Raw genomic sequence first — 19,673 nt, 5'->3', positions numbered from 1 at the left:
CTCAAACCCGCGCTACCGGAACAGTAGTCCTGCACTGCTGCCAGTTTTACTTGCTCTGTGTACTTACCCATGACACCCCCAAAGGTTGTGTTCAACCTTTGGGGGTCAGTTCACTCCGCGTGGGAACCATCAGTCGGCGGAAATCCGCTCATCCAGACCGCACCTTGAGCGGATTTTCGCTCAAGAAACCGTCCTACCCCCTCTAAACCGGCCCTCCTTCCCTTGGCACAGCTCCTGCTATAGCCCATGCAGGCTGCGTTAATTCGCACTCCACAAAAACAATTAAACGAAGGATCCTTCAATGGATAACTCCAATACCCTGCCCCTTGGGTCGGCTGCCGCGCCGGCCAAAGCAAGAACCACGTCCAGCCGCATCAAGTCGATCTTCAGCGGCTCTGTCGGCAACATGGTCGAGTGGTACGACTGGTATGTCTATGCCGCCTTCTCCTTGTACTTCGCCAAGGCCTTTTTCCCCAAGGGCGACACCACCGCGCAACTGCTAAACACCGCCGCGATCTTCGCCGTGGGCTTCCTGATGCGCCCGATCGGTGGCTGGTTGATGGGCCTCTACGCCGATAAGGCCGGTCGCAAGAAAGCACTGATGGCTTCGGTGTATCTGATGTGTTTCGGCTCGCTGCTGATTGCCCTGAGCCCTGGTTATGAAACCATTGGCATTGGCGCACCGATCCTGCTGATTTTCGCCCGCCTGCTGCAAGGCCTGTCGGTCGGTGGCGAGTACGGCACCTCGGCAACGTACCTCAGCGAGATGGCGACCAAGGATCGTCGCGGCTTCTACTCCAGCTTCCAGTACGTGACCCTGATCTCGGGTCAGCTCATCGCGTTGGCAGTGCTGATCGTGCTGCAACAGACCCTGACCACCGAGGAGCTCTACGCCTGGGGCTGGCGCATCCCGTTCGCCATCGGCGCACTGTGTGCCGTGGTCGCGCTGTACCTGCGTCGCGGCATGGAAGAAACCGAATCGTTCTCCAAGAAAGAAAAGGCCAAGGAAAGCGCAATGCGCACCTTGATGCGCCATCCGAAGGAACTGATGACCGTGGTCGGCCTGACCATGGGCGGCACCCTGGCGTTCTACACCTACACCACGTACATGCAGAAATACCTGGTGAACACCGTCGGCATGAGCATCTCCGACTCCACCACCATTTCCGCGGCCACGCTGTTCCTGTTCATGTGTCTGCAACCGATCGTTGGCGGGCTGTCGGATAAAGTCGGTCGCCGGCCGATCCTGATTGCCTTCGGTATTCTGGGGACATTGTTCACCGTGCCGATCCTGACCACCCTGCACACCGTTCAGACCTGGTGGGGTGCGTTCTTCCTGATCATGGCAGCGCTGATCATCGTCAGCGGCTACACCTCGATCAACGCGGTGGTCAAAGCCGAACTGTTCCCGACCGAAATCCGTGCGTTGGGCGTCGGCCTGCCCTACGCACTGACCGTGTCGATCTTCGGCGGTACTGCTGAATACATCGCGCTGTGGTTCAAGAGCATCGGCATGGAAACCGGTTACTACTGGTATGTCACCGCGTGCATTGCCGTGTCGCTGCTGGTCTACGTGACCATGAAAGACACCCGCAAGCATTCGCGGATCGAGACGGACTAAGTCCACTCGCGTCACAAAAAAGGGGCAGACCTAGCCATGGTCTGCCCCTTTTTACTGGCTCCGGAAAAGATGCATTCATCATCGATAAGCCGCTGTATGAAAAATCCGTCACGTAAGCAATGCGCCGGATTAATCACCGGTTAATGCTCAGAACCCATCCTGCACCGGCCTGATCGATTTACTGCGATGTGCTCACTCAGTCTTTGAAAGCGAAAAAGCCTGACGACCATAACATCTAATTAATCGATTGCTTTAAGCATTATTTTGCGCTTTTTAATCAGTTTATCTGGCGTAGCATGAGTCCCATGCCCAAGGCACAACACGCCAACCGAATCTGGAGTTACGAAGATGAAAACCAAACTGTTCCTCGCCCTGGCCCTTTCCGTACTGGCCGCCAACACCTTCGCCGCCGATGGTTACGACCGCACGGGCTCCGCTGTTGCAGCAGATGGTTATGACCGCACCGGCTCCGCGACTGTCGCGGCTGATGGCTACGACCGCACCGGCTCGGCGACTTTCGCAGCCGACGGTTACGATCGCACTGGCTCCGCTTCCATCAGCTGATCCGCCAGCAACACCACAGCCCGGCTTTGGCCGGGCTTAGTCATTTCTGGCGCAAAGCAAATCTCAAGGATTGTCGAAGAACCCTGTGGGAGCGAGCTTGCTCGCGATAGCGGCTCGACATTCAACGATGATTTATCTGTTACACCGCCATCGCGAGCAAGCTCACTGCCACAAGATCTCCATCTGACTGGAAATAACCTGTGCGCCCTTGCACTATGGCCCCAATCGAACACCGCCCCAGGAATTCACATGCCCGACGACATCCATTATTACGAACCCGCCAACGGCCACGGCTTGCCGCATGACCCGTTCAACGCCATCGTCGGCCCGCGCCCTATCGGCTGGATTTCATCGCAGGACGCCAACGGCCATCTGAACCTGGCGCCGTACAGCTTCTTCAACGCCTTCAACTACATTCCACCGATCATTGGTTTTTCCAGCGTCGGGCGCAAAGACAGCTTCAATAACATCGAACAGACCGGCGAATTCGCCTGGAACCTGGCAACCCGGCCGCTGGCCGAGCGGATGAATCAGAGCAGCGCCATGGTCCCGCCCGACACCAACGAATTCGAGCTGTCCGGGCTGACGCCGGTTGCCTCGAAAGTCATTCAGGTGCCGCGCGTGGCCGAGAGCCCGGTGTCCTTTGAGTGCAAGGTCACGCAGATCATTCAGTTGCAGCGTGCAGACGGCGAAGTGGTGCCGAGCTGGTTGATTCTCGGCGAAGTGGTGGCCGTGCATATCGCCAAGTGGCTATTGAAGGATGGGGTGTACGACACCGCCGCGGCAGAACCGATCCTGCGCGGCGGCGGGCCAGCGGATTATTTCCAGCTGGGGCCTGAGGCGTTGTTCAAGATGTATCGCCCGGGGGCGAAAAGGTAATTACCAGATCAGGTCGCCGTCTTCGCTCACGTCTTTGAGGCGTGTCAACTCAAGCGCGGCGGCTTCATCGGCCTCGCGGGCAGTTTTGAAGGTTTGTTCTTCCAGCAGCTTGTGAAAGCGCGGTGCGCCCGAACCACCGATGGCTTTGGTGGCGATTGCGGCGTAATAACCGCCCTCACGGGGTACTACGGCAGATACGGCTTCGAAGGTTTCAAAGGCTTTGCGTGCCATGTCGCGGATCCTGGCTAATGGAGAATTGAGCCATTAAACCCTCAACCCGCCATTTTGTGTACCCACGACTGGGACTGACCCAGCGCCTGAGCGGCCGACACTTCCTTGAAGGTATGGAAATCCAGGCTGTTGACCACCAGTTCCTGAACCAGCTCGGCAAAAATCTCCATGGCCGGGCTACCGAAATACGCCGTCATCGCCTGTTGGTTAGTCCAGAATCCGGACACCAGCCACAACTCGGAATCGCATTGCGAATGCTGCAAAGCAAAGCTCAGGCAACCCGGTGCGGTGCGGGACGGCTCGATCAGGGCGCTGAGGCGCGCACCAAGTTCCGCGGAACGCCCGGCACGGGCGCGGACAAAAGCCATATGACTGACGGGGATCTGCGTAGACATGTTCAACCCTCCCAGGTAGTCGAGTGGCAGCCGTGGGACGGGCTGCGACAGGATCAAAGGTTAAGCGCGCCCGTGCTATCGCGGTTAGTCGATTCCTGCCGGCTTATTGCACAATCCTGCGTGGCTTCTCGATAAACCTGTAACAACCTGTAAAAGCCTTAAAAACCGAGGAATACGGCTTTCAAGCAAGTTTTCCTTGGGCGACCTTGTCATAGAGGCACCGTTAATTCACTCCGTGCAGAATCAGGCAAGCTTGAGGCAGGATGTGTCTACCGCTTCGTCTTGCACAAACTTAAGCTCGCCTCATTACCAACGCCTCACCGAGGATGCCTTGCATGTCGTCGCTCGATCACTTTCAAGCCCCGCTGGACGCCGAAATGGAGAAACAGCGCGCGGAACTGGCCGCTATCATCCGCCGTAATACGATGGAGGATGGCAATTATGCGACTGCCGTTGGCTCGCTGTTCATGGCGAAACACAGCAAGTCCCATGACTTTGCCCCAGTGCTGGCGCAACCGGCGTTGTGCATCATGGCCCAGGGTCGCAAAGAGGTCAGGCTAGCCGACGAATACTTCAATTACGATCCGCTGAACTACCTGGTGGTGTCGGTCTCGATGCCTCTGAGCGGGCGGGTCGTGAACGTCACGTCTGAAGAACCGATCCTCGCGGTGCGGCTGGATATCGACCCGGCGGAAATTTCCGCGCTGATTGCCGATGCCGGGCCCCTTGGCGTACCCACACGGCCGACCGGTCGCGGCTTGTATGTCGAACGACTCGACGCCGCGATGCTCGACGCCGTGCTGCGTCTGGCTCGATTACTGGATACGCCGAAAGACATCGCCATGCTCGCGCCGCTGATTCGTCGTGAGATTCTTTATCGATTGTTGCGCAGCCAGCAGGGTCATCGGCTGTATGAAATCGCCATCGCCAACAGCCAGAGCCACCGCATCAGCCAGGCGATCAAATGGCTCAACGGCAACTATGAGCAGCCGTTGCGTATTGATGATCTGGCGAAGGAAGTGAACCTGAGTGTGTCGACTTTGCATCACCGGTTCAAAGCGATGACGGCAATGAGCCCGTTGCAGTATCAGAAGCAACTTCGCCTGCAAGAAGCACGGCGGTTGATGCTGGCAGAAGGGCTGGAAGCGTCGGCGGCGGGGTATCGGGTCGGGTACGAAAGCCCTTCGCAGTTCAGCCGTGAGTACAGCCGATTGTTCGGGGCTCCGCCGTTGCGGGATTTGGCGCGGTTGCGGTTGACGGTCTAGCTGAGATTTGTGTTGGTTGTGCCGGCCTCATCGCGAGCAGGCTCGCTCCCACAGTTGACCGCGTTCTCATGAACAACTCGGTCTAATGTGGGAGCGAGCCTGCTCGCGATGGGGCCAGTAGGTCAGGCGCTGAGTACGCGGCAAGCTTCTGCCGGAATAGTCACCGACACCGGGTTGCCAATGCTCAACCCAAACCCCTGACACGGCGTGCTCAGCGCCGTGAACGACACCCCGGAACACTCCACGGTCGTCTCAATCGTCGCGCCAATATCACGCACAAACGTCACCTTACCGAGCAACCGGTTACCCGCCGCGGCCTGTGGATGGGACAGTTGCAGATCCTCAGGGCGAATCAGCATTTTGACTTTTTCACCGATCACAATGCTGCCGCAGATCGGTACTTCCAGCGCATCACCGCCCGGCAACCCAACCTTCCCGTTGCCCAGCGCGGTGGCCGGAAAGATGTTGCCTGAACCGATAAAGTCCGCGACGAATTCGTTGGCCGGGTGCCGGTAGATCTCAATCGGCGTGCCCACCTGTTGCACCCGATGCTCACCCAATACCACGACGATATCGGCCATGGTCATGGCCTCACGCTGGTCGTGGGTCACGAGGATAGTGGTGATGTTCAAGCGCTGTTGCAGCTGACGGATTTCCACCTGCATCGACTCACGCAGCTTGGCATCCAGCGCCGAAAGCGGTTCATCCAGCAGCAGGATTTTCGGGTGATTGGCAATCGCCCGGGCAATCGCCACGCGCTGACGCTGGCCACCGGAAAGTTTTGCCACCGGGCGATCAATCATTTCCTGCAATTGAATCAGCTCAAGCAACTCCACTACCCGCGCCTGCTGATCAACCTTGCTGACGCCGCGCAGTTTCAGCGGATAAGCGATGTTCTCTCCCACGGTCATGTGCGGAAACAGCGCCAGGGATTGAAACACCATGCCGAAATTACGTTGATGCGCCGGGGTGTTGCCGATGTCTTCACCGTCCAGGCGAATCTCGCCGCCGCTCAGGGTTTCGAGCCCTGCGATCATTCGCAGCAAGGTGGTTTTGCCGCAACCCGAAGGGCCGAGAAAACACACCAGTTTGCCCTCGGGCAAATGCAGGTTTACATCCTTTACCGCGCAGGCCGAGCCGTAATGTTTCTCGACGTTTTCTAGAATCAGACCAGTCATGTTGCACCTCAAATCAAAAGGAAACGCCGCCCTCGCCCACCAGCTTCTCCAACGCCCAGATCAGGACGAAGTCGATCAGCACGATCAGCACGGCAAACGAGAAAACGGTTGGGTCGAGCGAAGACACGGTGCGGCTGTACATCCAGATCGGCACGGTCATGACGTCGATGGTGTAGAGGAAATAGGTCACGGTGAATTCGTTGAACGAGACGATGAACGCCAGCAGCATCCCCGCCAGAATCCCCGACTTCATCAACGGCACCACCACATCGATAATCGCCCGGGTGGGCGAAGCACCGAGCATTTGCGCGGCCTCTTCGACTTCGCTGCCGATGGAGAGCATCGCCGCCGTGCAGTTTTTCACCACGAACGGTAATGCCAGGATCACGTGGGCAATCACCAGCCGCGAGGTCGTGATGTGGAACGGCAGGCTGTCGAACACCAGCAATAACGCCAGCCCCAACACCACCATCGGGAACACCAATGGCAGCGACATCAGTTGCAGCGCCACGGCTTTGCCGCGGAACTCGCAACGGGTCAGTGCGTAAGCCGCCGGCACCGCGATAATCGTCGCGAAGATCATGGTCAGGCACGCCACCATCAGGCTGGTGGTCATGGCTTTGCCGAGGCTCAGCACATCGCTGGAATCCGGCGACACGAAGGTGTTCCAGGCAGCCTTGTACCATTGCAGGCTGTAGCTGCTCGGCGGGAAGTCGAGGTTCGATGCACCGCTGAAGGACATCACGATCATGGTCAGGATCGGCAACACCGCCAGCAGCAGGATGAAGCCCGACAGGATGCCGGCAAACTTGCCGGTTTCGCCCGGCAGCAGCGAATAACGCTTCTTGGTCAGGGTGTTCATTGAGAAGCCTCCAGCATGCGCCGACGGCGGCCAGTAAAGTATTCGGACAAGGTCATGATCGCGAGGGTGGTGACGATCAACACCACGCCGGCAGCGGATGCAGCAGGCCAGTTCATCAGCGGGGCGATCTGGTCATGCACCATCACCGCCAGCATCGGCACGCGTCGGCCACCGAGCAGCAATGGCACCACGAAGCTGCTGGCGTTGTAGGCGAATACCAACGTCGCACCCGTGATGATCCCCGGCATGCTCATCGGCAGCACCACTTGGCGGAACACCTGAAAACGGCTGGCACCCAGGGTTGCGGCAGCTTCTTCGTAGGTACGGGCGACGCCGCGCATGGCGCTGGCAATCGGCAGCACGGCCAACGGGAACGCGGTTTGCACCAGGCCCATCAACACGCCGTTCTGGTTGTACAGCAGCATGATCGGACGCTTGATCAGGCCCAGGCCCATCAGCGCCTGATTGAGCATCCCGCCAGGTCCCAGAATCACCAGCCAGCCGTAGCTTTGCAGCAACAGGTTGACCAGCAATGGCAGCAGCACCGCGGCGAGGAAGATCCGTCGCACAAACGGTGAGGTCAGCCGCGACATGGTGTAGGCCACCGGGATCGCCAGCACCACGGCGATCACCGCGCTGATCAGCGCCAGGCGCAGGGTCAGCAGCAAGGATTTCAGGTAGTACGGTTCCAGCAATTGCGCGTAGCTGGCCAGGCTGAACCCGGTCCATTCCGCGCCTTTGGTGCCGACGCTCATGCGCAGGACCAGGAGGCTGGCGGCAATCAGTACGCCAAGAAACAGCATCGACGGCGAGAGGAAAATCCAGGCGCGCGCCGTCGGCGAAACACCCCGATTGGCGCGCACGGGAGCCACGCTTACCGGATGGGTCAGAGGTTGGTGTTCCATAGCAAGGGTCTCGTCAATGGAAAGCAGCGGACAAACACAAGTCCTGGAAACCACATCGACCCCATGTAGGAGTGAGCCTGCTCGCGATAGCGGTGTGTCAGCCAACATCATCGGTGAATGTCAGTCCGCAATCGCGAGCAGGCTCGCTCCCACAGGGGATCTTCAGTGGTTGAAGATCCTGTGGTCGTCACTCGATCAGGAAGAAAAGATTTCCGTGTAACGACGAATCCATTGGTCATGCACGGAGGCCAGGAAGGCGTTGTCGTGCATGATCGCTTTCTCGGCAATCTGCTCCGGCGTGAGGATGAACGGGCTCTTGCGCGCTTCGGCGGAGATGATTGCCTTGGCGTTGACCGGACCGTTGTAGATGTCTTCAGCCATCTTGCCCTGCACCAGCGGGTCCAGAGAATGGTTGATGAAGGCGTAGGTCAGGTCGGTATCGCCAGGACGATTCTTCGGCATCACCGACAGCATCAAGTCAGTGTAGAAACCTTCCTTCATGCCGAACGTAGCGCCCAGGCCGTAAGCCGGATCGCGGATCTGCTTCGGGAAAAACGCCGGCGCGTACAGGCCGCCCATGTCCAGGGAGCCGGTGCGAAACAGCTCGGCGATCTGGTTGGGGTTTTCACCCAGGGTCACGACGCGATCCTTCAACTCGGCGAGTTTCTTGAAGCCCGGCTCGATGTTGTGTTCGTCACCACCGGCCAGTTTGGCGGCGATGATGATCAGGTCCATGGCCTCGGTCCAGTTCGGCGGCGGCAGGAAGATGTTCGGCGACAGCTCCGCGTCCCACAGGGCGGCGTAGCTGTCCGGTGCCTCTTTGATGGTGCGGGTGCTGTAGACCAGGCTGTTGCACCAGAGCAGGTAACCGATGCCGTGGCCGCTGGCGCCGGTGCGGTATTTCTCCGGTACATCCACCAGGTTGGGGATGCGGTTCAGATCAGGTTTTTCCAGAAAACCCGCTGCGGCCAGACCTTCGGCACCGACGCCAGCCAGGGTGATGATGTCGTACTGCGGACGATCACCGGCTGCTTTCAGTTTGGCGACCATTTCCGAGGTGCTGCCGGTGCGGTCGGCGATGACCTTGCAACCGTACTTGTCCTCGAAGGTTGCAGCGATGTTGCGCAGTGCGGCGAGGCCAGTGTCATCCGACCAGGTCAGCAAACGCAGGGTCTTGCCCTGGAAGCGTGTATCGCTGGCATTGGCCCGGACGAAGGGCAGACTCATGGCCGCCGCGGCTACGGACGCCACGCCCACGGTTTTGATAAATTGACGTCTGTTCAGATCATGCTCGCCCATGAAGGACTCCCTTTGTTTTTGTAAGTATGAGGTTGGTCGCAACCGTTGCATCTGCGCCGTCTATCTGCTTGAAGCCCCCGGTTTCAAAGGGCTTGCGCTGAGCCGACGGGTTCATCCTGAGGTCGTGCAAAACACCTGACTATCGATAAAAACTCATTGAAGCCATGACGCCAGCGCATGCCTCATCAAGAGGCATGCGCTGACCGTTTTCGAGCCGTCAGAGCGCTCGAATCACGTGTTTGATTTCCTGGAAAGCCTGCAAACCCCACGGCCCCAACTCACGGCCGATGCTGCTCTGTTTGTAGCCACCCCAGGCGGCCTGCGGGAAGATCACTTGCGGCGCGTTGACCCACACAAGCCCCGCCTGCAAAGCGTTGGCGACCCGGTCCGCGGCTGCGTTGTCGCGAGTGACCACGCTGGCCACCAGCCCGAACTGGCTGTCGTTGGCCAAGGCAATCGCCTCGGCTTCAGAGGCAAAACTGCGCACGCAGATCACCGGGCCAAAAATCTCTTCACACCACAGCGCACTGTCGAGGGGCACGTCGGTGAAAATGGTCGGCTGCAAAAAATAGCCGCGAGGCAGGTCTGCAGGACGATTGCCGCCGCAGATCAGCTTGGCGCCAGCCGTCAAACCGCGATCGATGTGACCGAGCACGCGCTGGTATTGCGCCTGATTGACCAGCGCGCCCATTTCCACGTTCGGGTCGAACGGGTCAGCCACACGAATGGCTTCGGCGCGGGCCTTGAGGCGTTTCAGGAATTCTTCCGCCAGTTCATCGGCGACCAGCACGCGGCTGGTGGCGGAACACATTTGCCCGGCGTTGAAGAAACCGCCGCCACAGGCCACGTCCACAGCCAGTTCGATATCAGCATCCATGAGCACCAGCAGCGAGGATTTACCGCCCAGTTCCAGGCTCACCCCTTTGACGGTTTCCGCCGCGCGTTGCATGACCTGCACGCCGACGGCATTGCTGCCGGTGAAGGAAATCTTAGAGATACGCGGGTCAGCCGACAGCGGTGCGCCAACGGCCAGACCAGTGCCGCAGATCAGGTTGAACACGCCATTTGGCAGACCGGCCTCGGCGATGATCGCCGCCAGTTCCAGCTCCGGCAGCGGCGTGACTTCCGAAGGCTTGAGCACCACGCAGCAACCCGCGGCCAGGGCCGGAGCGAGCTTCCAGGCGGTGGTGACCATCGGGAAATTCCACGGCACGATCAGGCCGACCACACCGCACGGCTCGCGGCGCACGCGGGCACTGAAGTCGTCAGTTGGCAGCTCAACAGTGCTGTCCTGTTTGGCGTCCAGACCTTCAGCCAACCCTGCGTAATACTCGAAGGTGGCGATCACGTCGTCGACATCGATGGCCGCTTCGAACAGCGGTTTGCCGTTGTTGCTCGACTGCAAATGCATCAACTGTTCGCGACCGGCCTGCACGCCCGCAGCGATTCTTCGCAGGATCGCGCCACGCTCGGCGCCGGTGGTTTTTGACCAGCTCTTGAAGGCTTCGGTGGCAGCTTTAACCGCTTGATCAACAGCCCGTTCATCGCCGCCGTTAACAGTGGTCAACAGGGCTTCGGTCGCCGGGTTGATCACGCGCAGGTGTTCGTTGCCAGCCGACCATTGGCCGTCGATGTACAGACCGTCGAGGGTTGTCGGAAAGCTCATTTCGACACCGCCTCCATCCACGAAGTCTGGTCAATCTCAATCAACGTCGGACCTTGGCGATCGGTAGCGGCGCGCAATGCGCTGCGCAGTTGCTCGACACCGTTGACGGCTTCGGCCGCACAGCCCAGCGCCTTGGCCACACCGATGAAATCCGGGGTGTAGATGTCGACGCCCACCGGCTCGATGGCGCGGTTGACCATGTATTTCTTGATCTCTTCGTAGCCCTGGTTATTCCACAGCAAAACGATCACCGGGGTGCGCGCTTCAACGGCGCTGGCCAGTTCCGGCAGGGTAAATTGCAGGCCCCCGTCGCCGATCAGGCACACCACCGGAGGACGCGCGCCGTTCTCAACGCTGCCGCCGAGCCAGGCACCGATGGCTGCCGGCAAGGCGTAACCGAGGGTGCCGTAACCGGTGGATGAGTTGAACCAGCGACGCGGGCGCTCCGGGTTGAACGTCAGGTTGCCGGTGTACACCGGTTGGGTCGAATCGCCGACGAACACAGCGTCCGGCAATTGGTGCAGAACGGTTTCCAGGAAACGCGTCTGCGCCAGCGTCGGGGCGTCCCACGTGGCGGCCAGTTCTTCGCGCAAACGCGCGGCACGGACCTGGCCCCAATCGTTGCGGCGCTCGGCCAGCGACTTGTGCGACAGCGCACTCAGCAAGGCCTGGGCAGCGTTGCGCGAGTCGGACACCAGCGCCACCTGCGGCGGGTAGTTGCGCACGGTCTGGTCAGGGTCGATGTCCACGCGCAGCAGTGCGCCGGGAATTTCGAAACCGCCAGCGAAGGTCACGTCGTAGTCGGTCTCGGCCAATTCGGTGCCGATGGCCAATACCACATCGGCCTCGGCCACCAGCGCCCGGGTGGCGACCAGGCTCTGGGTCGAACCGATCAACAGCGGATGGTTGGATTCGAGCATGCCTTTGGCGTTGATGGTCAGCGCGACCGGTGCGTCCAGCAGTTCGGCCAGCTCAGTCAACTCGGCCGCAGCCTCGATGGCACCGCCACCAGCGAGAATCAGCGGACGTTTGGCACCGGCCAGCAATGCTGTCATGCGGGAAATGGCCGACGGCGAAGCACCGGCTCGGTCGATGTTCACCGGCACACTGGCGAGCAGGTCATCAGCTTCTTCGACCAGCACGTCCAACGGAATTTCAATGTGCACCGGCCGCGGACGACCGGCCTGGAACAGGGCAAAAGCACGCGCCAACACGCCTGGCAATTCAGCCGCCGACATCAAGGTGTGGGAGAACGCTGCAACACCGCCGACCAAAGCGCTTTGATTCGGCAGTTCATGCAGCTTGCCGCGACCGCCGCCCAACCGGCTGCGCGATTGCACGCTGGAGATCACCAGCATCGGAATCGAATCGGCGTAGGCCTGCCCCATCGCGGTGGTGATGTTGGTCATGCCCGGGCCAGTGATGATGAAGCACACACCCGGCTTGCCACTGGTGCGTGCGTAACCGTCGGCCATGAAGCCGGCGCCCTGTTCGTGACGCGGAGTGACGTGGTTGATGCTCGAACGGGCCAGCCCTCGGTACAGCTCCACGGTGTGAACCCCTGGAATGCCGAACACCTGCTCAACCCCGTAATCTTCGAGTAACTTGACCAATACTTCGCCGCACGTCGCCATGTCTTTGCCCTTCTTGTTCGTTTGAGACGCCGGGCCTGCGCAGTGTTTATGATGAATTGGCAGGTCCAGGGATGGCCTCATTGGAACGGGCGACACGTAGCCGCAACAATGGATAAAAAGTCATACTAGCCATGTCCTCACGTCATACCTTGGATCCCAATGAAACGACTGCCTCCCCTGCCGGCGCTGCATACTTTTCTGATCACTGCGCAGTGCTGCAACTTCACCCGGGCCGCCGAACAACTGCACATCACACAAGGCGCGGTCAGTCGGCAGATCGCCGGGCTGGAAGATCATCTGGGTTATGAGCTGTTCATTCGCCAGGCCCGGGGTCTTGACCTGACGGCCGAAGGACGGGAGTGGCTGCCGCGGGTCCAGCAGATTTTCGGGCTGATCGACGAGGCGGTCGAGCAGATCGGCGAGAAGCGCGAAACCTTGCAGCTCAAAGCCCCGACCTGCGTCATGCGCTGGTTGTTGCCACGGCTGTTGCAGTGGCAGCGCGAGCGGCCGGATGTGCCGGTGGAACTGACCACCACGGTCAAACACGGCGTCGATTTTCATCGCGAGCAGTTCGATGCGGCGGTGATGTACGGCGTGCCGCCGGACAGCGCGTTGGTGTCCCAGCGTTTGTTTGATGAGCAACTGACGCCGGTCTGCTCCAAGCCGTTGCTCGAAGGTCCGGTGCCGCTGCTGACGCCGGAGGATCTGGAGCAGCACATGCTGCTGCACCCGACCCGGGATGAACGGGACTGGAAGGCGTGGCTGGCCACCGCGGATGTTCGCCTGAGCAATGTCGGCAAGGGTCAGCATTTCGAAACGCTGGACCTGGCGATGTCGATGGCGTCCCAAGGGACAGGCGTGGCGATTGGGGATTGGTCGTTGATTGGCGATGATTTGAGTGCGGGACGGCTGGTCATGCCGTTCGAATTGAAGGTGAAGACGGGGTTGGCGTATTACCTGGTTTTCCCGGAAAAACCGGGACCTTCGCCGAAGTTGCGTGAATTGATGAGGTGGTTGGTGGAGCAGGCCCAGGCGCGCTAATGCCGGGTAACTGATCGTTCCCACGCAGAGCGTGGGAACGATCAGGAACGACGGGCTACCACTTCATCTCGCCCTTGGCGACTTTGGCGCTCAGCTCAAGCGAGCTTTCTTCGCCCAGGGTCGGGAAGCGTTTTTTCATGGCGGCGATCAGCGCGGCAGCGTCTTTTGCCTTGGCGGTTTCTTCGTCGAAGGCCTTGATGTAATCGGCGGTGAACTGCACGGCGGCCAGGGAACGGGCGCTCTCACCCAGGTAATGGCCCGGCACGATGGTGTTCGGTTTCAAGGTTTCGATAGCGTGCAGCGTCGTCAGCCAATCGGCGTGGGATTGTGCGGTTTGAGTGTCGGCCATCCACACGTGGATGTTTTCTGCAACGACCACGCCACCGACCACAGCCTTGATCGACGGGATCCAGACGAAGCTGCGATCCGGTTGCTTGCCCTCCAGACCCACCACCTGCAATTTCTGCCCTTCAAGCATCAGGCTGTCGCCCTTGAGTACGCCCGGTACGATGGTCTTGTCTGGCACGTCAGCGCCCATTTTCGGGCCCCAGAACGCCAGTTTGCCGTCGACGGTTTTTTTGATGTGATCAACGGTGGGCTGCGAGGCTAGCACTTTTGTCTTAGGGAATGCGGCAGTCAGGGTGTCGAGGCCGAAGTAGTAATCCGGGTCACCGTGGCTGATGTAGATGGTGGTCAGTTGCTTGCCGCTGGCGCGGATTTTCTCCACCACCTGTTCGGCTTGGGACTTGCCGAATTGAGCGTCCACCAGAATCGCCTCTTTCTCACCGCTGACCAGTACCGAGGTCACCGGGAAGATAGCTTTATCGCCCGGGTTGTAGACATCCAGGGTCAGGGTCGATGCGGCAGCAGCATGGGCCGCGAAGCCAAGAGTGGCGGTTGCCCAAAGAATACGTTTAAGCGAAGTGAAGCCGATCATCTGTTGCCCCGTTGTCCGAATGCCGTGCTTGGCGATGGGACAGAGCTTAGTTGCCTGACTCAGTACAAAAAATGCGATGCTTGAACATAGTTTGTTTCTGAAAGCGGGCAAATCATGGATCGTCTACAAGCAATGCGGGTGTTCGTCACAGTGGTCGATCTCGGTAGTCAGTCGGCCGCCGCCGATCATCTGGACCTGTCGCGCCCGGTGGTTTCCCGGTATCTGGCGGAGCTGGAAGACTGGGTCGGCGCGCGTCTGATGCACCGCACCACACGCAAGCTGAGCCTGACCGCTGCCGGCAGCGAAATCCTGCCCCGTTGTCGGCAGATGCTCGATCTGTCCTCCGACATGCAAGCCGCCATCAGCGAACCGGACGATGCACCGCGCGGCCTGCTGCGGATAAGCGTCAGCACCTCGTTCGGCCAGGCGCAGCTGGCGGATGCCATGGCCGCGTACGTCAAGCGTTACCCTGGCGTCAGCATCGACCTGCAGATGCTCGATCGCACGGTGAACCTGGTGGATGAGCGCATCGATCTGGCGATTCGCACCAGCAATGACCTGGACCCGAACCTGATCGCGCGACGGCTGACGGTCTGCCGCTCGGTGATCTGTGCCTCCCCCGCTTATCTGCTCGAGCACCCGACGCCACTGCGGGTCGAGGAGCTGAGCCAGCACAATTGCCTGACCCACTCCTACTTTGGCAAAAGCCTCTGGCATTTCGAGGAGGACGGCGAGCCGGTCTCGGTGCCAGTGCAGGGCAATATCAGCGCCAACGAAGCCAGCACGCTGCTGCGCACGACGATGGCCGGCGCCGGGGTGGCGATGCTGCCCAGTTATCAGGCCGGTGTGCACATCCACAGCGGCGAACTGATCCGCTTGCTGCCCCACGCCGAGCCGCGTCAGATGAACATCTACGCGGTGTATGCCTCACGCAAACACATGCCGGCGACGTTGCGCAGCATGCTGGATTTTCTGGTGTTGAGGTTTCCTGAAGAGCCGGCGTGGGATATCGGCCTGTAACCGGACGATCGTTCCCACGCTCCGCGTGGGAACGATCGGGATGCAAACGCCGCTTTGCTGGCAACTCACCGGCCCTGACCTATGCTGAAGGTAGTACCGAAGGGTATTCGTTCAGAGGTCAACGCCATGAACATCAAAACAAGAAGATACCTCGCCATTTTCATCACCTGCGCCGCCACGCTTGCGCTGTATGGCACCGCGGCCTGGCGCGTCGAGCAGTTGCGACAACTGCCCCGTGAATACGCGAGCTGTAACTTCGAGCGCTGCATTCCCCACAACGCGACCCTCAACGCCCTCAAGTAACGGAGGGGATCAGGCTTCGTTGTCCTGATCGGCCTTCAAACGGTCGCGAAAAGCTTTGGGCGAGATCCCCACTCGACGTCGGAACAGGCGTGTGAAGTTGGTCGGATCGGAAAACCCCAATACGTCGGACATTTCGTAAATCGTCATGCTGGTGTAGGTCAGCAAGCGCTTGGCCTCCAGTAGCTGACGCTCGTGCATGATCTGCAACGCCGGTTGTCCCGCCAGCTCACGGCACGTGCCGTTGAGGTGAGACACGGAAATCCCCAGCCGATGGGCCAGGTCCTCGACCTTGACGTGCTGACGATAGGTCTCTTCCACCAGTTGAATAAAACCGTTGAGGTATTCCCGGGCACGTTGCGGACGTTGACTGGCGTTGCGGCGCGAAATCACCTGACGGCTAACCCACACCATGATCACGCTGACCAGCGAATGCATGAGCATTTCACGCGCTGGTTGATGGCCGGTGTATTCGTTTTGCAACGCTGTAAACAGGCTGTTGAGGTACTCACTGTCCTTGCCCGCCGGATAACTTTCGGCCTGGGCCAAGGCATTCACCGAGTTACCCAGCTGCGCTTGAAGATGGGCGACCAGCGGCGCGGCCAGCGTTACGACGAACCCTTCGACGTCTTCGGAAAATCGATAACCATGCACCGATAACGGCGGCAGGATCAGGATCGCTGGCTCAGTCAGCTGCGTACGTTTGCCTTCGATTTCAAGCTCTGCCTGACCTTTGAATACGAAGAGCAACTGGCACAAATCAGCGTGGCGATGGAGCTTGATTTCCCATTGATGTTCGCGGCTGCGTTTGGAAATGGTTTCACAGTGCAGCAAGTCCGGGGTCGGCCAATCCAGGCTTTCACCGTAGAGCTTGAACACTGGAATCGAAGGCAAGTCAGGCTTGTTCATCACTTCAATCCAGGCCTCAGAGGTAGGCGGGCGATAATCGCACCGATTGGCAAAATGTACAGGTATCGGCTCAGTTTTCCCCTTCAATTGACAGACCAACAAGTGAAAAATGCAAGCACTCGATCCATAAAAATCATTCATCGGCCTTGGCCGCGTGGAGCTTGCGAGTCATAAAACAATGAAAATGCTGAAAACCCAAGTTGCCATTATCGGTGCAGGTCCATCTGGTTTGTTACTCGGTCAGTTATTGCACAATGCCGGCATCGATACTTGGTTCTCGAACGCCAGACCCCGGTTTATGTGCTCGGGCGAAACCGTGCCGGTGTCCTCGAACAAGGCATGGTAGAGCTGTTGCGCCAGGCCGGTGTGGGCCAGCGCATGGACGCCGAAGGGTCGGTTCATGGAGGCTTCGAGCTGGCCCTCGACGCACGCCGCGTACATCGATCTGCAAGCTCTGACCGGTGGCAAAACCGCCATGATTTATGGCCAGACCGAGGTCACCCGCGACCTGATGGCCGCTCGTCAGATGGCCCACGCGCAGACCCTTTACGAAGCCAAAAACGTCGTGCTCCACGGCATGAAAACCGATGAAGCCATTGTCACTTTCGAAAAGGATGGCGAGACGTATCGGCTCGGTTGCGACGGTTTCCATGGCGTGGCGCGCCAGTCGATTCCCGCCGAGTGCCTGAATGTATTCGAGCGGGTCTATCCGTTTGGCTGGCTCGGGATTCTGGCCGATACCCCTCCGGTCCACGAAGAACTGGTCTACACCCACCACGAGCGCGGTTTTGCCTTGTGCAGCATGCGTTCGGCAACGCGCACTCGCTATTACCTTCAGGTGCCGGCGGATAATCACTGGTCCAATCAACGTTTCTGGGATGAACTCAAATCCCGCTTGCCACAGGCCTTGGCCGACACGTTGGTGACCGGACCGTCGATCGAAAAAAGCATCGCGCCGCTGCGCAGCTTTGTGGTTGAACCGATGCAATACGGGCGGATGTTCCTGGTCGGTGATGCGGCGCACATTGTCCCGCCCACCGGTGCCAAGGGCCTGAACCTGGCGGCCAGCGACGTCAGTACGCTGTTCAATATTCTGCTGAAGGTTTACCGGAAAGGTCAGTTGGATTTGCTGGAGAAATACTCCGAGGTCTGTTTGCGCCGGGTCAGGAAAGCCGAGCGGTTCTCCTGGTGGATGACCTCGATGCTGCACCGCTTCGACGACCACGATGCCTTCAGTCAGGGCATCGCCGAGTCGGAACTGGCGTACTTCGTCGATTCAGAAGCGGGTCGAAAAACCATTGCAGAAAATGACGTCGGTCTTCCTTATGAGGCTATCGAATAGCCTCCTACCGACTTACACTGGCAAGCATTCCCGCTCGCCGTGCTTCCTCGCGGGTCAATCATTGCCCGCAGGTTTTAACCCGTGACCAATCTCAACCAGCCTGAAACGCCCAAACCCGCCATTCGCAGCGTATTGATCGCCCTGATGCTGGCGATCTTTCTCGGCGCGCTGGACCAAACCATCGTCGCGGTGTCGATGCCGGCCATTTCCGCACAGTTTAAAGACGTCAGCCTGTTGGCCTGGGTGATTTCCGGCTACATGGTGGCGATGACGGTTGCGGTGCCGATCTACGGAAAACTGGGTGACCTGTATGGCCGCCGCAAGTTAATGCTGTTCGGCATGGGTGTATTCACGATTGCTTCGTTGTTCTGCGGCATGGCCCAGAGCATGGAGCAATTGGTGCTGGCGCGGATTCTTCAGGGCATTGGCGCCGGCGGGATGGTTTCGGTGAGCCAGGCGATCATCGGCGATATCGTGCCGCCCCGCGAGCGCGGCCGCTATCAGGGTTATTTCAGCAGCATGTACGCAGTGGCCAGCGTGGCCGGCCCGGTACTCGGCGGTTACATGACTGAATACCTGTCGTGGCGCTGGGTATTTCTTATCAACCTGCCGCTGGGTCTGGGCGCATGGCTGGTGGCCAATCGCACGCTGGTGGGACTGCCGGTGCCACAACGCAAACCGATCATCGATTACCTCGGCACATTGCTGATGATCATCGGTTTGACCACGTTGTTGTTGGGCATCACGCAGGTCGGTCAAGGCCATTCGTGGCGCAGTACTGAAGTGTTGGGCCTGCTCGGCTGTGCGGTGTTGGTTCTGGGGCTGTTTGTCTGGCATGAGCGCAGGACGCAAGAGCCGTTGTTGCCGATGCATTTGTTCGCCAACCGCAACGCGATCCTCTGCTGGTGCACAATTTTCTTCACCAGTTTCCAGGCGATCTCACTGATCGTACTGATGCCGCTGCGCTTCCAGAGCGTCACCGGCGCCGGGGCCGACAGCGCCGCGCTGCACCTGTTGCCGCTGGCCATCGGCTTGCCGATAGGCGCTTATTTCGCCGGACGCCGAACCTCGGTAACCGGGCGCTACAAACCGATGATCCTGACCGGCGCCGTGCTGATGCCGATCTCGATTATCGGGATGGCGCTCAGTGCGCCTGACGCATTGCTGCTGAGCAGCCTGTTCATGTTGCTCAGCGGGATCGCCTCCGGCATGCAATTCCCTACCTCGTTGGTCGGGACGCAGAACTCGGTGGCACAACGGGACATCGGTGTTGCGACCAGCACCACCAACCTGTTCCGTTCTTTGGGTGGCGCGGTGGGCGTGGCGTTGATGTCGGCGCTGCTGCTGGCGTTGTTGCAGGATTCGAATTTCGCCCACCTGGCCAGCTCGTCGATAATCGGTGAGGGCAGTTCGGGGAATGTCCTGCTCGATGGTTTGAACGCCGCGCCGGGGGATGCACAGAATGCCTTGCGCGCAGAACTGCTGCTGACGTTCCGCAATTTGCTGATGGTCAGCGCGGCGGTGTCGCTATTGGGTCTGGCGGCGGCGATTGCCATGCCGAACATGTTGTTGCGTGGGCGCGAAGACAAGGTTCTCTGATACCTCCGACTGATCGTTCCCACGCT

General features: G+C 59.5%; 18 protein-coding genes and 1 pseudogene. 9 read left to right on the top strand and 10 right to left on the bottom strand.

What is annotated here, in order from left to right:
• Window positions 1-301 precede the first annotated feature (301 nt).
• The 3 genes from FQ185_RS21190 to FQ185_RS21180 all read left to right on the top strand — a co-directional run bounded on the left by FQ185_RS21190 (window position 302) and on the right by FQ185_RS21180 (window position 3,064).
• Complete coding sequence (locus FQ185_RS21190; protein WP_149419121.1) at window positions 302-1,621, top strand: MFS transporter; 1,320 nt, start codon at window positions 302-304, stop codon at window positions 1,619-1,621.
• Window positions 1,622-1,969: 348 nt separating this feature from the next.
• The gene (locus tag FQ185_RS21185) at window positions 1,970-2,185 is read left to right on the top strand and encodes a hypothetical protein (RefSeq protein WP_149419120.1); all 216 of its coding nucleotides are present in this window, start codon (window positions 1,970-1,972) and stop codon (window positions 2,183-2,185) included.
• Window positions 2,186-2,434: 249 nt separating this feature from the next.
• Window positions 2,435-3,064 carry a flavin reductase family protein gene (locus tag FQ185_RS21180; protein ID WP_149419119.1) on the top strand — a complete coding sequence of 210 codons (630 nt, stop codon included), beginning with the start codon at window positions 2,435-2,437 and terminating at the stop codon, window positions 3,062-3,064.
• Here FQ185_RS21180 and FQ185_RS21175 read toward each other — a convergent pair whose 3' ends face one another.
• Both FQ185_RS21175 and FQ185_RS21170 read right to left on the bottom strand, forming a co-directional pair.
• Complete coding sequence (locus FQ185_RS21175; RefSeq protein ID WP_149419118.1) at window positions 3,065-3,295, bottom strand: hypothetical protein; 231 nt, start codon at window positions 3,293-3,295, stop codon at window positions 3,065-3,067.
• A 41-nt stretch (window positions 3,296-3,336) separates the two neighbouring features.
• Window positions 3,337-3,690 (bottom strand): putative quinol monooxygenase, encoded by a 354-nt coding sequence (locus FQ185_RS21170; RefSeq protein WP_149419117.1) that lies wholly within the window; start codon window positions 3,688-3,690, stop codon window positions 3,337-3,339.
• A gap of 335 nt (window positions 3,691-4,025) precedes the next feature.
• Between FQ185_RS21170 and FQ185_RS21165 the strand changes: the two genes are divergently transcribed.
• Window positions 4,026-4,955, top strand: a complete 930-nt coding sequence (locus tag FQ185_RS21165) for an AraC family transcriptional regulator (protein WP_149419116.1) — start codon at window positions 4,026-4,028, stop codon at window positions 4,953-4,955.
• A 122-nt stretch (window positions 4,956-5,077) separates the two neighbouring features.
• Here the strand turns inward: FQ185_RS21165 and FQ185_RS21160 are convergent, their stop codons facing one another.
• The 6 genes from FQ185_RS21160 to FQ185_RS21130 form a co-directional block, all read right to left on the bottom strand.
• Window positions 5,078-6,133 (bottom strand): ABC transporter ATP-binding protein, encoded by a 1,056-nt coding sequence (locus FQ185_RS21160; protein ID WP_149419115.1) that lies wholly within the window; start codon window positions 6,131-6,133, stop codon window positions 5,078-5,080.
• A gap of 13 nt (window positions 6,134-6,146) precedes the next feature.
• Window positions 6,147-6,995 (bottom strand): ABC transporter permease, encoded by an 849-nt coding sequence (locus FQ185_RS21155; protein WP_149419114.1) that lies wholly within the window; start codon window positions 6,993-6,995, stop codon window positions 6,147-6,149.
• On the bottom strand, window positions 6,992-7,900 hold the full coding sequence (locus tag FQ185_RS21150) for an ABC transporter permease (RefSeq protein WP_149419113.1): 909 nt from the start codon (window positions 7,898-7,900) through the stop codon (window positions 6,992-6,994). Before FQ185_RS21150 ends, FQ185_RS21155 begins: the two co-directional genes overlap by 4 nt.
• Window positions 7,901-8,095: 195 nt before the next feature.
• Window positions 8,096-9,199, bottom strand: coding sequence for an extracellular solute-binding protein (locus FQ185_RS21140; protein ID WP_149419112.1), 1,104 nt, complete (start codon window positions 9,197-9,199; stop codon window positions 8,096-8,098).
• Between the two features lie 217 nt (window positions 9,200-9,416).
• The gene (locus tag FQ185_RS21135; RefSeq protein WP_149419111.1) at window positions 9,417-10,865 is read right to left on the bottom strand and encodes an aldehyde dehydrogenase family protein; all 1,449 of its coding nucleotides are present in this window, start codon (window positions 10,863-10,865) and stop codon (window positions 9,417-9,419) included.
• A complete protein-coding gene (locus FQ185_RS21130) occupies window positions 10,862-12,499 on the bottom strand; it encodes a 5-guanidino-2-oxopentanoate decarboxylase (protein WP_149419110.1) in 1,638 nt (545 codons plus the stop codon). The genes FQ185_RS21135 and FQ185_RS21130 overlap by 4 nt, the downstream gene beginning before the upstream one ends.
• A 159-nt stretch (window positions 12,500-12,658) precedes the next feature.
• On the opposite strand from FQ185_RS21130, the gene FQ185_RS21125 reads away from it, so the two are divergent.
• Window positions 12,659-13,540 (top strand): LysR substrate-binding domain-containing protein, encoded by an 882-nt coding sequence (locus FQ185_RS21125; protein ID WP_149419109.1) that lies wholly within the window; start codon window positions 12,659-12,661, stop codon window positions 13,538-13,540.
• A gap of 55 nt (window positions 13,541-13,595) precedes the next feature.
• Here FQ185_RS21125 and FQ185_RS21120 read toward each other — a convergent pair whose 3' ends face one another.
• Entirely contained in the window at window positions 13,596-14,477 is an 882-nt protein-coding gene (locus FQ185_RS21120) for an MBL fold metallo-hydrolase (RefSeq protein WP_149419108.1), read from the bottom strand.
• Window positions 14,478-14,591: 114 nt separating this feature from the next.
• On the opposite strand from FQ185_RS21120, the gene FQ185_RS21115 reads away from it, so the two are divergent.
• Both FQ185_RS21115 and FQ185_RS30220 read left to right on the top strand, forming a co-directional pair.
• On the top strand, window positions 14,592-15,497 hold the full coding sequence (locus FQ185_RS21115; protein WP_149419107.1) for a LysR family transcriptional regulator: 906 nt from the start codon (window positions 14,592-14,594) through the stop codon (window positions 15,495-15,497).
• Between the two features lie 126 nt (window positions 15,498-15,623).
• Window positions 15,624-15,800: a hypothetical protein gene (locus FQ185_RS30220; protein WP_170206612.1), complete on the top strand. Its 177-nt coding sequence runs from the start codon at window positions 15,624-15,626 to the stop codon at window positions 15,798-15,800.
• Window positions 15,801-15,809: 9 nt separating this feature from the next.
• Here the strand turns inward: FQ185_RS30220 and FQ185_RS21110 are convergent, their stop codons facing one another.
• Window positions 15,810-16,706, bottom strand: coding sequence for a helix-turn-helix domain-containing protein (locus FQ185_RS21110; RefSeq protein WP_149419106.1), 897 nt, complete (start codon window positions 16,704-16,706; stop codon window positions 15,810-15,812).
• A gap of 178 nt (window positions 16,707-16,884) precedes the next feature.
• Here FQ185_RS21110 and pobA point away from each other — a divergent pair.
• Window positions 16,885-18,048: pseudogene (pobA, locus tag FQ185_RS21105) on the top strand (4-hydroxybenzoate 3-monooxygenase).
• A gap of 81 nt (window positions 18,049-18,129) precedes the next feature.
• Complete coding sequence (locus FQ185_RS21100; RefSeq protein ID WP_149419105.1) at window positions 18,130-19,647, top strand: MDR family MFS transporter; 1,518 nt, start codon at window positions 18,130-18,132, stop codon at window positions 19,645-19,647.
• Window positions 19,648-19,673: the final 26 nt, after the last annotated feature.

Origin of the sequence: Pseudomonas sp. ANT_H12B (assembly GCF_008369325.1) — a bacterium.
Classification (GTDB): domain Bacteria; phylum Pseudomonadota; class Gammaproteobacteria; order Pseudomonadales; family Pseudomonadaceae; genus Aquipseudomonas.
This window is presented reverse-complemented; position numbering and strand designations above follow the sequence as displayed.

Bases quoted from the DNA above. Each gene is read 5' to 3' on its own strand.
- FQ185_RS21190 (WP_149419121.1), top strand. From the start codon at position 302: ATGGATAACTCCAATACCCTGCCCCTTGGGTCGGCTGCCGCGCCGGCC.
- FQ185_RS21185 (WP_149419120.1), top strand. From the start codon at position 1,970: ATGAAAACCAAACTGTTCCTCGCCCTGGCCCTTTCCGTACTGGCCGCC.
- FQ185_RS21180 (WP_149419119.1), top strand. From the start codon at position 2,435: ATGCCCGACGACATCCATTATTACGAACCCGCCAACGGCCACGGCTTG.
- FQ185_RS21175 (WP_149419118.1), bottom strand. From the start codon at position 3,295: ATGGCACGCAAAGCCTTTGAAACCTTCGAAGCCGTATCTGCCGTAGTA.
- FQ185_RS21170 (WP_149419117.1), bottom strand. From the start codon at position 3,690: ATGTCTACGCAGATCCCCGTCAGTCATATGGCTTTTGTCCGCGCCCGT.
- FQ185_RS21165 (WP_149419116.1), top strand. From the start codon at position 4,026: ATGTCGTCGCTCGATCACTTTCAAGCCCCGCTGGACGCCGAAATGGAG.
- FQ185_RS21160 (WP_149419115.1), bottom strand. From the start codon at position 6,133: ATGACTGGTCTGATTCTAGAAAACGTCGAGAAACATTACGGCTCGGCC.
- FQ185_RS21155 (WP_149419114.1), bottom strand. From the start codon at position 6,995: ATGAACACCCTGACCAAGAAGCGTTATTCGCTGCTGCCGGGCGAAACC.
- FQ185_RS21150 (WP_149419113.1), bottom strand. From the start codon at position 7,900: ATGGAACACCAACCTCTGACCCATCCGGTAAGCGTGGCTCCCGTGCGC.
- FQ185_RS21140 (WP_149419112.1), bottom strand. From the start codon at position 9,199: ATGGGCGAGCATGATCTGAACAGACGTCAATTTATCAAAACCGTGGGC.
- FQ185_RS21135 (WP_149419111.1), bottom strand. From the start codon at position 10,865: ATGAGCTTTCCGACAACCCTCGACGGTCTGTACATCGACGGCCAATGG.
- FQ185_RS21130 (WP_149419110.1), bottom strand. From the start codon at position 12,499: ATGGCGACGTGCGGCGAAGTATTGGTCAAGTTACTCGAAGATTACGGG.
- FQ185_RS21125 (WP_149419109.1), top strand. From the start codon at position 12,659: ATGAAACGACTGCCTCCCCTGCCGGCGCTGCATACTTTTCTGATCACT.
- FQ185_RS21120 (WP_149419108.1), bottom strand. From the start codon at position 14,477: ATGATCGGCTTCACTTCGCTTAAACGTATTCTTTGGGCAACCGCCACT.
- FQ185_RS21115 (WP_149419107.1), top strand. From the start codon at position 14,592: ATGGATCGTCTACAAGCAATGCGGGTGTTCGTCACAGTGGTCGATCTC.
- FQ185_RS30220 (WP_170206612.1), top strand. From the start codon at position 15,624: ATGAACATCAAAACAAGAAGATACCTCGCCATTTTCATCACCTGCGCC.
- FQ185_RS21110 (WP_149419106.1), bottom strand. From the start codon at position 16,706: ATGAACAAGCCTGACTTGCCTTCGATTCCAGTGTTCAAGCTCTACGGT.